The organism is Aeromonas sp. FDAARGOS 1415, assembly GCF_019048365.1.
In the GTDB taxonomy this organism is placed as follows: domain Bacteria; phylum Pseudomonadota; class Gammaproteobacteria; order Enterobacterales; family Aeromonadaceae; genus Aeromonas; species Aeromonas taiwanensis.
The window spans coordinates 879,275-893,424 of sequence record NZ_CP077363.1; the positions used below are offsets into that span (position 1 = coordinate 879,275).

Here is a 14,150-nt window from a genome sequence, read left to right on the forward strand (position 1 = left end):
GCTGATGGTGCCCCATACGCTGCTCTGTCGTGGGAGCGGAAAAACTGAAAGTAAATTACATCTTTCCAGATCCATCGGCTGTTAACAGGCAATAATGGAAAATCCATCGCTGAAACCCTGGTTCACACCACCGCCAGACAGGCATCAAATGAATACACATTTCATATATGTGATGTGAATCACATTGACACGAGGTTTGCGCAAACCGTAATTGGTGATCCACTTCACATAAATAGGGTCTGCGCGACAGAAGAGAACGAAATGTAGCCGAAATACGGAGCAATGATGTGATCTACATCACCATGAAGGGAGGGGGGGGATCGGGGTATTCGAGATCCGGATCACAATACCCCCCGTTTTCAGCCTAATTTGATCACAAGCTGGTAGATTGAAGTTGCTTAGACGACAGGGATGGGGTTCTGCAAAACCGACCATTCCGACTACCACTTACAATCACACAGGCTTAAACGGGGTGCCGTCATGTTATCACCGGATACCAAAGTCAAGATACAGAATTTTGGACGCTTCCTGTCCAATATGGTCATGCCCAACATAGGCGCCTTCATCGCCTGGGGCTTCATTACCGCCCTCTTCATCCCCACCGGCTGGCTGCCGAGCGAAACCTTGGCCAAGCTGGTCGGCCCCATGATCACCTACCTGCTGCCGCTGCTCATCGGCTATACCGGTGGCAAGCTGATCGGGGGTGATCGCGGTGCCGTGGTCGGTGCCATCACGACCATGGGCGTCATCGTGGGGACCGACATCCCCATGTTCATGGGCGCCATGATGGTCGGCCCGCTGGGTGGCTGGGCCATCAAGCGCTTCGACCAGGCGATGGAAGGTCGCGTCAAGAGCGGCTTCGAGATGCTGGTCAACAACTTCTCCGCCGGCATCATCGGCATGCTGTGTGCCATCCTCGCCTTCTTCGTCATCGGTCCCTTCGTCAAGGTGCTCTCCGGTGCCCTGGCCGGTGGCGTCGACTTCCTGGTCGCCCACGGTTTGCTGCCGCTCACCTCCATCTTCGTCGAGCCGGCCAAGATCCTGTTCCTGAACAATGCCATCAACCACGGCATCTTCTCGCCGCTGGGGATCCAGCAGGCCACCGAACAGGGCCGCTCCATCTTCTTCCTGATTGAAGCCAACCCGGGCCCGGGTCTGGGCGTGCTGCTGGCCTACATTGTGTTCGGCCGTGGCAATGCCAAACAATCCGCGGCAGGTGCCTCCATCATCCACTTCTTCGGCGGCATCCACGAGATCTACTTCCCGTACGTGCTGATGAATCCGCGCCTCATCCTGGCGGTGATCGCTGGCGGCATGACCGGGGTCTTCACCCTGACCCTGTTCAACGCAGGTCTGGTCTCCCCCGCCTCCCCGGGATCCATCTTCGCCGTGCTGCTGATGACGCCGAAAGCCTCCCTGATCGGGGTGCTGCTCTCCATCATCGCCTCTGCCACCGTCTCCTTCCTGGTCGCCTCCGTGTTCGTTCGCGCCCAGCAGCCGGAAGCCGACGAGGCCGATGCCCTGGATGAAGCCACTCGCAAGATGAAAGCCATGAAGGGGGCCAGACCCGAGACCACAGCGGCCAAGAAGCCGGGTGCCGAGCTGACCGCAGTACGCAACATCGTGGTCGCCTGCGACGCCGGCATGGGCTCCAGCGCCATGGGCGCCGGCATGCTGCGCAAGCGGGTGCAGGCCGCCGGCCTCAACATCAGCGTCACCAACCGCGCCATCAACAACCTGGACGATCAGGTCGACCTGGTCATCACCCACAAGGATCTGACCGACCGCGCCCGTCGCCATGCGCCGCACGCCCAGCACATCTCCTTGAGCAACTTCCTGGACAACGAGCTCTACCAGGAGCTGGTGATGAACCTCAGCATGGCCAATGCGGCCAACGACGACGTGGCCAACCCGCAGCTGCTGGTAGCGGCCAACGATGACAGCTACGAACAGCAGGAGCCGGAAGTCTTCACCCTGAGCCTGCAGGACGTCCACCTGGGCCTCAAGGCCGACAACAAGGAAGCCGCCATCCTCACCGCCGGCAAACTGCTGGCCGAGCGGGGCTATGTGGCACCGGACTACGTCAACGCCATGCTGGAACGGGAGAAACTGGTCTCCACCTACCTCGGCGAGTCCATCGCCGTGCCCCACGGCACCATCGCCGCCAAGGAGCACGTCAAGCGCACCGGCATCGTCATCTGCCAGTATCCGGCCGGCGTGCCGTTCGGCGAGGCAGCGGACGAGGTCGCACGCCTGGTGATCGGCATCGCCGCCCGCAATGACGAACACATTCAGGTAATAACCCGACTGACCAATGCACTGGATGAGCCCGGTCTCATCGACCGGCTGGCCAGCACCCAGGATCCCCAGGAGTTCCTGGACTTGCTGGGCGCCGAACAGGCCGCCTGAACATCCTTCATCGTCTTTGGTTATAGAGGTTAATATCATGAAAACATTGCATTTTGGTGCTGGCAATATCGGTCGTGGCTTCATCGGCAAACTGCTGGCTGACGCCAGCCACCAGGTCACCTTCGCCGACGTCAACGAGACCCTGATCGATCAGCTCAACCACCGGCAGGAGTACAAGGTGCACGTGGTGGGCACGGATCAGAAGCTGGACGTGGTGCGCAACGTCGCCGCCGTCAGCTCCGCCGGCCACGAGGTGATCGCCCGCATCATCACCGCCGATCTGGTGACCACCGCGGTCGGCCCCAACATCCTGGACAAGATTGCCAGCACCCTGGCCAAGGGGCTGCAGGCCCGCTTCGATGCCGGCAACCTGACGCCGCTCAACATCATCGCCTGCGAGAACATGGTACGCGGCACCAGCCACCTCAAGGAGGAGGTACTCAAGTACCTGCCGGTCGCGTATCATGCCACCCTCGAGCAGTGCGTCGGCTTTGTCGACTCGGCGGTGGATCGCATCGTCCCGCCCACGGCAGCGGCAAACGACGACCCGCTGGAGGTGACGGTGGAGAGCTTCAGCGAGTGGATCGTCGACAAGACCCAGTTCAAGGGGGAGCTGCCCCAGGTGGCAGGCATGGAGACCACCGACAACCTGATGGCCTTCGTCGAGCGCAAGCTGTTCACCCTCAACACGGGTCACATCGTCACCGCCTACCTGGGCAAGCTCAGGGGCTATCACACCGTGCGCGAGGCGATCGAGGATCCGGTGATCCGCAGCAAGGTGCGCCGCGCCATGGAAGAGAGCGGGGCCGTGCTGGTCAAGCGCTACGGCTTCGACCCACGCCTGCACGCCGCCTACATCGAGAAGATCCTGGCCCGTTTCGCCAACCCCTATCTGGTGGACGAGATTGACCGGGTCGGTCGCCAGCCGCTGCGCAAGCTGGCGGCGGGGGACAGGCTGGTGAAGCCGCTGCTGGGCACCCTGGAGTACGGTCTGCCGAGCGATCATCTGCAGGAGGGCATCGCCGCGGCGCTGCACTACCGCAACGCCGATGATCCCCAGGCGGTGGAGCTGCAAGCCCTGCTGGCGGAGCAGGGCCCGGCCCGGGCCCTGGCAAAGGTGACCGGTCTGGAGGAGGACAGCGACATCGTCCGTACCATAGTCGCCCGTTACAACAACCTGAAGTGACCCGATAAGGCGCCTTCACTGCCGCCGGCCCCGACAGGCTGACACGTGAAGCGCCTCATACGATAAAAACCGGGAGAGAGGCCGGCTCTCTCCCTGTCAGCTGGACCCAATGCACTTATGACCACACACCAGGAAGATGAAGTACTGGAACGACTGAACGAGCAGGATGGCCCCCGTGGCTTCTTTCTCGAGGTCGTGACCATCCTGGAAGAGGCGGTCGACTCCCTGATGCGGCGAGCCTTTCGCCAGGAGGAGTATGCCGTCAAATACGCCATCGAACCCCTGCTCAACCAGAGCGGCCCCCTCGGCCAGCTGGAGGTGCGCCTCAAGCTCATCTTCGCCCTCGGCCTCATCTCCCTCGAGTGCTATCAGGATCTCGAGGCCTACCTGAAGATCCGCGATTTTCTGGTGCGCGATCCCAAGGATTACCGCTTCAGCGACAAGCCGATCCGCGATCTGCTCGAACGCCTGAATGCCATCAATCAGGCCAGCATGATGCCGCAGGATCCCCCGGCCAACGAGGAAGACTGGCCCCTCTACCAGATGCAACTCAACCGGCTCGATCAGATGGTGCGCTCCGCCCTGGTGCTGGCGGTGACCGACTGCGTCACCGAACTCCACAAAGAGAGCCCCATCTGATCAGGCCTGCGCGCTGAGCCCCCTGCTGGCGGGTGTCAATGTGCCCCGCTTCCCCGCTACACTACTCCCAACCCCATCATCTGCTCGAGGTTGGCATGATTGCACTCTCCCTCGCCGGGATCGCCCTGATCTCCCTGTTGGCCCAGTGGCTAGCCTGGTCGCTGCGCGTTCCCGCCATTCTGTTTCTGCTGCTGAGCGGCCTCTTGCTCGGCCCGGTCACCGGCCTGCTCGACCCGGATGCCCTGCTCGGGGACCTGCTGTTCCCGCTGGTGTCGTTGTCGGTCGCCATCATCCTGTTTGAGGGGGCACTGACCCTGCACCTGGCAGAGCTCAAGGGGATCGGCAAGGTGGTGCGCAACCTCTGCTCCACCGGCATGCTGGTCAGCTTCGCGGTGATTGGCGGGGCCAGCTACTTCTTGCTGGGACTGGACTGGCGGGTCGCCATGGTGCTCGGCGCCGTTCTGGTGGTCACCGGCCCCACGGTGATCGCCCCCATGCTCAACGTGATCCGGCCGGTGCGGGAGGTGGACAAGATCCTGCGCTGGGAGGGGATCGTCATCGACCCCATCGGCGCCCTGTTTGCGGTACTGGTGTTCGAGGCGGTGCGCCTCGGTAGCCAGGGGGATCTTATCGATCACACCCTGCTGGCCCTGGCCAAGACGGTGGGCGTGGGCTCCCTCATCGGGATAGCGGCGGGATGGCTCACCACCCTGCTCATTCGCAAGGACTGGCTGCCGGTCAGCCTGCACAAGTTTGGGGTGCTGGCCCTGGTGCTGGTCACCTTCACCCTCTCCAACTGGCTCAGTCATGAGTCCGGTCTGCTGGCGGTCACCGTGTTCGGCATCTGGCTCGCCAATCAGGAGGGGCTGGACCTGGAGGAGGTGCTGGCCTTCAAGGAGGATCTCGCCGTCATCCTCATCTCTTCCCTCTTCGTCCTGCTGGCGGCCCGCCTCGATCTGGCCCAGCTCTGGCAGCTCGGCCCCATGGTGCTGGTACTGCTGTGCGTGGTGCAGTTCGTGGCCCGCCCCCTCGGCATCCTGCTCTCTACCTGGGGCTCGGATCTCCCCTGGCGGGCGCGCGCCCTGCTGGCCTGGATAGCCCCCCGCGGCATAGTGGCCGCGGCGGTCAGCGCCTCCTTCGCCATCAGCATGCACGAGGCCGGCATTGCGGATGCCGACAAGCTGGTGCCCCTGGTGTTTGCCGTCATCATCTTCACCGTGGTGCTGCAGAGCCTGACGGCGACCCCCCTCGCCAGGTTGCTCGGCATGCGCCAGAGTGCCCCCAATATCTGGCTGCTGATCGGTGCCAACTCGGTGGCGCGGGCCATCGGCAAGGCGCTGGCGGATCAGGGCATCCCCGTCCATCTCTCCGATCCCGCCTGGGAGCATTGCAAGCTGGCCCGCATGAGCGGCCTGCCCTGCTATTTCGGCAACCCGCAGTCGGAGCACGCCGAGCTGCACCTGCCCCTCACCAGCATCAGCACAGTGCTCGCCGTCTCCCCCAACCGCCACAACAACGCCCTCGGCGTGTTGCACTTCGCCCACCTCTACGGCGAGGAGCGGGTCCATTCCCTGCGATCCAGCGAGCAGCACGGCAAGGCGAACCGGGAGAGCGCCACCTTCCGCGCCCGCCAGAACCTGTTCGGCCCCGACATGAACTTCGCCCGCCTGAGCGGCCTGCTGGGCCGGGGCGGCCAGATCAAGGCAACCCGGTTGAGCGAGGCCTTTGACTGGGATCGCTATCAGGAAGCCAATCCGGGCGCCATCCCCCTGTTCGTGCTGGATGCCAGGGGCAAACCCAGGGTTGTCACCGGTCCCGTCTCGCCGCTGGCCGGTGAGCTGTTGATCGCCTTGCAGCCCCCGCGGGAGACGCCGACAACGGATTGACCCCGCTTTGCGGATGACGGAGGCTGACGACTAGACTTGAGGGTGCGCCATGAGTCATAGGAGGATGTCATGACAGTCAGCGAATTGCGCACGCTTCACCAGCAACACAGGTTCAAGGAAGCGGAGATCATGCACGACGTCATCGCGCCCGGCTGGATAGTGGAGTTTCGGGGGCTGGACGGCCATCTCTACGTGATGACGGATACCCTGGGATGCCCGATGAGTTTTTCTTCCACCGAAGAGGCTCGTGACCACATCCACCTCGTGGCCGATTGTCCCATCCAAGTCGAGCACCTCTACCGCTTCTTCGAACGTTGAGTGTCTGCTCAGCAAAAAGGCTCCCGAGGGAGCCTTTTTCATTCCGCCTTCTTATTCCGGAGACAGGGGCTCAGGCTCCTTGCCCTCCAGCCGCCTGACCGGTTTTTGCAGGATCAGGTTGGCCGGATAGGTGACCAGATCGCCGTTGTCATCGCGTACCCGCACATAGAAGAGGCCGATCTCGGTGATGACGCCGGTCACCGAGTCATCCTTGTCGAGGATACGGATGCGATCGCCAATCCGGTAGGGGAAGGCGAAGAAGATGGTGATGCTGGCGGTGATGTTGGAGAGGATCGACCACTGGGCCACCATGGCCACCCCCAGCACCGCGAAGAAGGAGGAGGCGAGCACCACCAGCCGGGAGAAGTCGAGCCCCCATACCCCGGCCAGGATCAGCAGGGTGGCGCAGCCGAGCAGGAAATGGAACACGTGCTCTACGTAGAGCACCCGGTTTTCGCTCACCTGCCGGCTCTGGCCGAGGGCCATCAGGCTCTTGTGAATCAACCCGCGGATCAGGGTGTGCCCCAGCAGCAGAACCAGGGTCACGCCAAAAGATTCCCATGTCGTCATGTCGGCTCCTTACCACCAGCGCCTGTGCTTGAGCCAGACCGCCAGCCCGGTCGCCAGCGCCAGCAGGGATCCGCAGAAGACCCAGAAGGCGGTCGGGCTCTCCGCCCCGGGGATCCCCCCCAGGTTGATGCCGAACAGGCCGGTCAGGAAGCTGGCGGGCAGGAACAGCAGCGCCATCACCGACATCTGGTAGGCACGGCGGTTGGTCGCCTCGGCCATCAGGTTGTTGATCTCGTCCGCCAGCACGGCGGTGCGCGCCACGCCGGCATCCAGATCGTCGAGCCAGCGCCGCAGCCGGTCGGCGATGTCGAGCAGACGGCGCCTGTCATCCTCGTCCAGCCAGCTGATCTTCTCGTTGGCCAGACGCGCCACCAGATCCCGCTGGGGGGAGAGGTAGCGGCGGATCATGATGAGTTGCTTGCGGATCCTTGCCAGACGGCCATTGGGGGGCAGATCACGCATCAGCACCATCTCCTCCAGATCCAGGATCTGATCGTGCAGCTCCTCGACGAACTCCCCGGCCCGGTCGGTCAGGGCGTCGCAGATCTCCACCAGCCAGTCGGCCGGAGAGTCAGCACCGCCCCCCAGCTTCAGCTGCTCGAAGACATCTTTTTCCGACAACAGCGGCCGGCGGCGGCTGCTGATGATGAGATCCGGGGTGATGTAGATGCGCAGCGCCACCATCTCTTCGGGGCGGTGATCCTTGTTGTGATTGATGCCCCGCAGGATCAGCAGCACCGTCTCCCCCATCCGCACCAGCTTGGGTCTGTTGCTCTGGCCGAGCAGGGCCTCCCGCGCCGCGTCTCCCAGCAAGGGGGTCTGCAGCAGCCAGCGCGCCGCCTCAGGATTGCCGTAGTCCAGATGCAGCCAGCTGGGCCGGGCTCCCGGGATCTCGCTCCCTGCGGCCAGCGGAGTCATCCCCCCCTTGCCATCCAGGGTCAGGCCATAAATCACATCACTGGGCACCCGATCCATCCACACGTCCTTCTCATCATGGTTGTTGGCCCAGAGCTTACACCAAAGCCGCGGCCGACTCAGCCCCGGGGCAGCCGCCCCGCGCCGGCCGTGCTAACATGCAACCCCGTTTCAGTCACAGGAAGCCATGCCATGCCCATCTGGGTCGATGCCGATGCCTGCCCCATTCCGGTCAAGGAGATCCTCTACCGCGCCGCCCACCGCGCCCAGGTGGTGACCACGCTAGTGGCCAACCAGGGGCTCAGAGTTCCCCCCTCCCCCTTCATCAAGACCCAGCAGGTGGAGAAGGGATTCGATGTGGCGGATCATGTCATCGCCCAGCAGGTCAAACCCGGCGATCTGGTGATCACCGGCGACATTCCGCTCGCCTCCTGGGTGATCGATGCCGGCGGCGAGGCGCTCAACCCCCGCGGCGAGATCTACACCCGCGAAACCATCAAGGCGCGCCTCGGCATGCGCAACTTCATGGAGGAGCTGCGCTCCGCCGGGGTTCAGACCGGCGGCCCCGCGCCCCTCAACGCCGCCGACAAGCAGCGCTTCGCCAATGCGCTGGACAAGTGGCTGGTCAGGGGCTCGCTCGCATAGCCAGCACTCGAACACAAACGCGCGACGCAGACAAAGAGGTGTGGAGGCGCAGCATGCGCGCCCCCATCATCCTGCCGTCGGCAAACACCATCCTCTCTGCCTGCCCCGTCTGCCCCACTTCTGAAACCGACTCCGGCATACATGCTCCGGGCATAAAGAGAGCCTCAGCCATCCCCATCACCTAGCCCCAACCACCTCAGTCAACTGGAAATCCCGATATAAAGGTCACCTCTAGCCTTTTCGCCGGACAATAACATTACTTTTGTCAGTAGAGTTGCAATAACCATTACCCTCACCTAGACATATTAAAAACACAATATAACAAAAATATCATTAGTGTTTTTGTGGCATTTTAAGAACAAACAAAAATGCCTAAAAATATATGCACAACAATAATGAGAGAACATAAAATCATTAAATATCAATAGAGTATATGAAAACCAAAAAGGCTTCATAGCAGAGACTGTCATCTCTGTGGGGTTTGTCATCCCCGAAACAGGGCAATCCAGATCCCATATTAAGCACAGAGATAAAAGGGGAATATCCATGAGCAAGTCGATAAACGTATTTCTCTCACTTTTCCTGACCTTCTTCTTATTCAGCTGCGGTGGAGGGGGCGGAGGAGGGGGCACCAAGCCAACCACTCCCACCAATCCCTCGGCCAAGACGTTGACCAGGATAGACATCTCTGCCGACACTGCCGGCACCCAGGCCAGGGCTGAGGTCAATCCCAGAATTCCCCTTGGTCTCAGCACCCAGTATCTGGCCATCGCCACCTACAGTGACAACAGCACGTCCGATATTACCGATCTGGCCACCTGGAGCAGCGCCGATCCCAGCGTTGCAACTGTCAACGAGAAGGGCTTGGTCAAGGCACTAAAGCTCAGCAGTACCCAGATCTCGGCCAGCTATGCGGGGGTGACCAGCAACACGTCCACCCTGACCATCACGGATGCGATCACCACCAAGATCTCCGTCATTCCTCCGACGACCAGGTTGGCCAAGGGGCTGACTCTGCAACTGCAGGCCATCGCTACCTTCTCTGACGACAGCACCAGGGATGTGTCGACCCAGGCCACCTGGCAGAGCAGCAACCCGACCGCATTGAGTGTCGATCCCAAGGGAAAAATCACCGCTCTCGAACTGGGGGACGCCACAGTAACTGCCACCTTGCAGGGCGTTTCCGGCCAGGTCAGCGTCTCGGCGGTCAATTTGGCGATCAACCAGATCCAGATCATTCCGGCCACGGTGCAACTGGCCATTGGTACCAAGACAAGGCTCACCGCCGTCGCCACCTTTGCCGACCAGAGCACTCAGGACGTCTCTTCCCAGGTGGCATGGCTGAGCAGCAATACGGCTGTCGCCACCGTGGACAACACCGGCCTGGTCAGCGGCATCGCAGCCGGTTCTGTCACCCTATCAGCCAGTCTGCTGGGCGTCACGGCCAGCACCAGTATTCAGGTCAACAATACCAGCGCCACATCCTTGCAGGTAATCCCAGCCGTGGGCACCCTGGCCATCGGCACCAAGAACCAATTGCAGGCCATCGCGACCTTTGCCGATGGTTCCACCCAGGATGTGTCTAGTCAGGTCCAATGGAGCAGCAGCGACCCCGTTGTTGCGAGTGTCGACAGCCTCGGTCTGGTCACGGGTCAGGGCATAGGTCAGGCGCTCATCACCGCGACCCTGGATGTCATCAGTCGCAGTGCAACACTGACGGTCACCGATGCCATTACGACGTCGCTACAGGTCATCCCGCCTACCGCCTCCTTGCCCAAAGGGACCAAGCTGCAATTCCAGGCCATCGCCACCTTCAGCGACAACTCGTCGCAGGATGTGACCAGTCAGGTGGATTGGGACAGTTCGGATATCAGCGTGGCCACCATGGACCTGAACGGTGAGGCGACCGCCTTCAGTGAAGGCAGCTCGAACATTTCGGCCAGATTCCAAGGGGTTACCAGCAATACCGTGACGCTGGTGGTTACCAATGCCACCATAGACAGCATCCAGATCGTCTTGAACGGCGGCAGTGGCACCCTGGCCAAGGGCAGTTCGGTCCAGTTCAAGGCGCAAGCCGTGTTGAGTGACGGGAGTACGCTGGATATATCCAACCAGGCAGCATGGTTCAGCAGCGATCAGACCAAGGTCACCATTAATGCCCAAGGGCTTGCGACAGGGGTTGCTGCTGGTTCAAGCACCATCAGCGCCAGCCTGAACGGCGTGACCAGTGCCGGCACCCTTCTGACGGTCACCAATGCCACCATCAGCCAGATCCAGATCGCGCCACCCAGCCTTTCACTGGCCAAAGGAACCAAGGGTAAATTGACGGCAGCCGCCACCTATAGCGATGGCACGACCCAGGACGTTTCAAGCCAGGTCGTCTGGAACAGCTCGAATATCGCCGTCGCCACCATCAACCTGTCCGGCGAAGTCAGTGCCGTCAGCAATGGCAGCGCAACCCTGACCGCCAGCCAGAGTGGAGTCAGCAGCAACGGAGTCAGCCTGACCGTGACCAATGCCAGCGTGAGCCAGATCGACCTGTCGGCAACGGCATCCACCCTGGCGGCGGGAACCAAGACCCAGCTGACCGCCATCGCCACCTATTCCGATGGCTCCAGCCAGGATATTACCGGCCTGGTTTCCTGGAGCAGCAGTGACAGCGGCGTCGCCACCGTGGATACCAACGGCCAGGTCACCGCCGTTGCTCCGGGAACCGCGACCATCACCGGCAGCTTCGGCGGGCAAACCAGCATTCTGACCATCACGGTCACGGCGGCAACGGTGAGTGCCATCCAGATCAGCACTCCCCTGACGTCGCTGGCACTGGGAACCAGTGGCCAACTCAAGGCGATTGCGACCTACTCCGACAATACGGTGCTCGATGTCACCAGCCAGGTCGGCTGGAGCAGCAGCGCCCCCGCCTTGGTCAGCGTCGATGCCAGCGGCCAGATCAAGGCGCTGACCGTGGGCTCCGCCACCATCAGTGGCAGCCTGGGAGGCGCCACCGCCAACATCAACATTGCGGCGACGGCTGCCACCCTGACCGGGCTCACCATAGATCCCATCCCCAACCTCGCGAGCGGAAACCAGGTGCAGCTCAAGGCAACGGCCACCTTCAGCGACCTGACCAGCCAGAATGTCACCGGCCTGGTCAATTGGCAGAGCGACAACACCGGGGTGGTGACCGTCTCCGGCAGCGGGCTGGCATATGGGGTTGCGGCAGGCACGGCCAACATCGGTGCCAGCTTCCTGACCGGCACTGACAGCAAGCCCGTCACCGTCACGGCAGCGACTCTGGGTAGCCTGGCTGTCAGCTGCACCACACAGGTCCAGCTGGGGGCACTCGGTATCCCGGTCGCCAACCTGGTGACACGCAAGGCCGTCGCCACCTTCTCGGACTCCAGCACCCTGGATGTCAGCAACAGCGTGACCTGGAGCAAGAACGGCGTGGTCATCGGGGTCACCCTGAACAACACCGACATACTGTTGCTGACCCAGTCGGTGACTTACCAGGCCAGCCTCAATGGCGTGACCAGCAACAGCATTACCTGCCCTTGAGGAGAAACTCGGGAGTCGACGACTGGCTCCCTTTCCAAAACAGAAGGGCCACCCTGCCGGGTGGCCCTTCTGTCATCCAGGGTTCACAACGCGACTGCGTCACGGTCCGGTCCGCACCTTGGCCAAGGCGACTGGCTCATCGTCGGCCCAGCACACGCAGCCAGCGCATCCTCCTTTGGCGACACAGCCGTCCGCGGCACTGGCGATGTCCAGGGCCAGCATATCGTCACTGTATCCTCCCCTCTCTTCTTAATTCAGACGGGACGGAACAAACAATAGAAACACCCGGTACAGAAAAAACAACCCCCTGCCGGGGCAGGGGCTTGTCACCGCGAATGCGGGCGGACGAATCAGATCATCACGCCGGCAATGACGGCGGAGAGCAGGCTCACCAGGGTGGAGCCGTAGACCAGCTTCAGACCGAAGCGGGAGACCATGTTGCCCTTCTCTTCGTTCAGCGCCTTCACTGCACCGGCGATGATGCCGATGGAACTAAAGTTGGCGAACGACACCATGAAGATGGAGAGCATGCCGACGGTGCGGGGGGAGAGCTCGGCGGCAACCTTGCCGAGATCCATCATGGCCACGAACTCGTTGGTCACCAGCTTGGTCGCCATGATGGAGCCGGCCTGCAGCGCCTCACCACTCGGGATGCCCAGGACCCAGGCGATGGGGTAGAAGATGTAGCCCATGACGTGCTGGAAGTTGACGCCAAACGCCGCCTCGAACAGGAAGTTGATGAGGGCGATCAGGGCGATGAAGCCCACCAGCATGGCACCGACGATGACCGCCACGGTGAAACCGGCCATGATGTATTCCCCCAGCATCTCGAAGAAGTTCTCCTGCTTCGGGGTGTGGTGCTCGTCACCTTCGGCCAGCGCCTTGGCGTCGGTCACGGTATTGTCCGGCTCGTAGGGGTTGATGAGGGAGAGCACGATGAAGGTGCTGAACATGTTGAGCACCAGGGCCGCCACCACGTAACGCGGCTCGATCATCTGCATGTAGGCACCGACGATGGACATGGAGACGGTGGACATGGCGGTCGCCGCCAGGGTGTACATCTGCTTCTCGTTGAGGTGCGGCAGTATGTTCTTGAGGGCGATGAAGTTCTCGGACTGGCCGACGATCATGGAGCTGATGGCGTTGAAGGACTCCAGCTTGCCCATGCCGTTGATCTTGGCCAGCACGGTGCCGATGCCGCGAATGACGATGGGCAGCAGGCGGATGTACTGCAGTATGCCGATCAGCACGGAGATGAAGACGATGGGCATCAGCACCATCAGGAAGAAGGAGAAGGCCCCCTCATTCATCAGACCGCCGAACACGAAGTCGGTCCCCTGCTTGGCAAACTCCATCAGCTTGGTGAAGCCGGCGGCAAAGCCACCGATGACGGCCAGACCCACTTCGGAGTTCAGCATGAACCAGGCCAGCGCCAGCTCGACCACCAACAGTTGGCCGATGTAGCGCAGCTTGATCTGTTTCCAGTTGCGGCGGTTTGCCAGCAACGCCAGAGCGAGGACCATCACGAGTCCGAGCACAAAGTGAACGTATTCCATACCAGTAGCACCTGAGTAAGTGGTAATTTTTGACTGGCGCCATCATAAATAACTGCATATTTAAAAATCAGATGGCCATCACAATCCGCAGTAAAAATATGCATCCCAGATAATACAAACGTTTTTAAATTAATTCCCCTTTCCAGCGTTATTAATCATTTTTTCACCAGCTATAAAACCTGTTAAAAAACAATTATATAATGACACAATGCGCCCACTTTCATTAGCAAACGTTTTTTCTCTACATCATGATACAAGAATATAAAACCCATCTTATTCACTGCCCCGCGTCTTGCGTCTAATTAAAAACGTTTTCTCTCCGGGAAATAATGATTCCGGCAGGATGGTTGTCATACGGAGCAGTCCCATGACCAGCCCCCCATGTCGGGAGATGGTATGGCACCCTCCCGGTACCTCATGGACAACAGCTCAAATTTCCGCCACATCGAACGCCACATTCTGGTATGA

10 protein-coding genes are annotated in these 14,150 nt (G+C 61.1%); 7 read left to right on the top strand and 3 right to left on the bottom strand.

Annotated features, from left to right (window positions below; all coding sequences use genetic code 11):
* The first annotated feature begins 480 nt into the window (after positions 1–480).
* The 5 genes from I6L45_RS04225 to I6L45_RS04245 all read left to right on the top strand — a co-directional run bounded on the left by I6L45_RS04225 (position 481) and on the right by I6L45_RS04245 (position 6,438).
* Positions 481–2,409 carry a PTS mannitol transporter subunit IICBA gene (locus I6L45_RS04225; protein WP_043757244.1) on the top strand — a complete coding sequence of 643 codons (1,929 nt, stop codon included), beginning with the start codon at positions 481–483 and terminating at the stop codon, positions 2,407–2,409.
* 37 nt (positions 2,410–2,446) lie between these two features.
* Positions 2,447–3,595 (top strand): mannitol-1-phosphate 5-dehydrogenase, encoded by a 1,149-nt coding sequence (locus I6L45_RS04230; RefSeq protein ID WP_210549425.1) that lies wholly within the window; start codon positions 2,447–2,449, stop codon positions 3,593–3,595.
* A gap of 117 nt (positions 3,596–3,712) precedes the next feature.
* Positions 3,713–4,234, top strand: a complete 522-nt coding sequence (locus I6L45_RS04235; protein ID WP_043764261.1) for an MltR family transcriptional regulator — start codon at positions 3,713–3,715, stop codon at positions 4,232–4,234.
* A gap of 95 nt (positions 4,235–4,329) precedes the next feature.
* Positions 4,330–6,120 carry a sodium:proton antiporter gene (locus tag I6L45_RS04240; protein WP_216983524.1) on the top strand — a complete coding sequence of 597 codons (1,791 nt, stop codon included), beginning with the start codon at positions 4,330–4,332 and terminating at the stop codon, positions 6,118–6,120.
* A gap of 69 nt (positions 6,121–6,189) precedes the next feature.
* A complete protein-coding gene (locus I6L45_RS04245) occupies positions 6,190–6,438 on the top strand; it encodes a hypothetical protein (RefSeq protein ID WP_043757232.1) in 249 nt (82 codons plus the stop codon).
* 51 nt (positions 6,439–6,489) lie between these two features.
* Here the strand turns inward: I6L45_RS04245 and I6L45_RS04250 are convergent, their stop codons facing one another.
* A complete protein-coding gene (locus I6L45_RS04250) occupies positions 6,490–7,008 on the bottom strand; it encodes a mechanosensitive ion channel domain-containing protein (protein ID WP_043757230.1) in 519 nt (172 codons plus the stop codon).
* Positions 7,009–7,017: 9 nt separating this feature from the next.
* Positions 7,018–7,983 carry a zinc transporter ZntB gene (gene zntB / locus I6L45_RS04255; protein WP_043757227.1) on the bottom strand — a complete coding sequence of 322 codons (966 nt, stop codon included), beginning with the start codon at positions 7,981–7,983 and terminating at the stop codon, positions 7,018–7,020.
* Positions 7,984–8,115: 132 nt separating this feature from the next.
* On the opposite strand from zntB, the gene I6L45_RS04260 reads away from it, so the two are divergent.
* Positions 8,116–8,568, top strand: coding sequence for a YaiI/YqxD family protein (locus tag I6L45_RS04260; protein WP_216983525.1), 453 nt, complete (start codon positions 8,116–8,118; stop codon positions 8,566–8,568).
* Between the two features lie 546 nt (positions 8,569–9,114).
* A complete protein-coding gene (locus tag I6L45_RS04265; protein WP_216983526.1) occupies positions 9,115–12,126 on the top strand; it encodes an Ig-like domain-containing protein in 3,012 nt (1,003 codons plus the stop codon).
* Positions 12,127–12,476: 350 nt separating this feature from the next.
* Here I6L45_RS04265 and I6L45_RS04270 read toward each other — a convergent pair whose 3' ends face one another.
* Complete coding sequence (locus tag I6L45_RS04270) at positions 12,477–13,682, bottom strand: NupC/NupG family nucleoside CNT transporter (RefSeq protein ID WP_216983527.1); 1,206 nt, start codon at positions 13,680–13,682, stop codon at positions 12,477–12,479.
* Between the last annotated feature and the right edge of the window lie 468 nt (positions 13,683–14,150).

Bases quoted from the DNA above. Each gene is read 5' to 3' on its own strand.
- I6L45_RS04225 (WP_043757244.1), top strand. From the start codon at position 481: ATGTTATCACCGGATACCAAAGTCAAGATACAGAATTTTGGACGCTTC.
- I6L45_RS04230 (WP_210549425.1), top strand. From the start codon at position 2,447: ATGAAAACATTGCATTTTGGTGCTGGCAATATCGGTCGTGGCTTCATC.
- I6L45_RS04235 (WP_043764261.1), top strand. From the start codon at position 3,713: ATGACCACACACCAGGAAGATGAAGTACTGGAACGACTGAACGAGCAG.
- I6L45_RS04240 (WP_216983524.1), top strand. From the start codon at position 4,330: ATGATTGCACTCTCCCTCGCCGGGATCGCCCTGATCTCCCTGTTGGCC.
- I6L45_RS04245 (WP_043757232.1), top strand. From the start codon at position 6,190: ATGACAGTCAGCGAATTGCGCACGCTTCACCAGCAACACAGGTTCAAG.
- I6L45_RS04250 (WP_043757230.1), bottom strand. From the start codon at position 7,008: ATGACGACATGGGAATCTTTTGGCGTGACCCTGGTTCTGCTGCTGGGG.
- zntB (WP_043757227.1), bottom strand. From the start codon at position 7,983: ATGGATCGGGTGCCCAGTGATGTGATTTATGGCCTGACCCTGGATGGC.
- I6L45_RS04260 (WP_216983525.1), top strand. From the start codon at position 8,116: ATGCCCATCTGGGTCGATGCCGATGCCTGCCCCATTCCGGTCAAGGAG.
- I6L45_RS04265 (WP_216983526.1), top strand. From the start codon at position 9,115: ATGAGCAAGTCGATAAACGTATTTCTCTCACTTTTCCTGACCTTCTTC.
- I6L45_RS04270 (WP_216983527.1), bottom strand. From the start codon at position 13,682: ATGGAATACGTTCACTTTGTGCTCGGACTCGTGATGGTCCTCGCTCTG.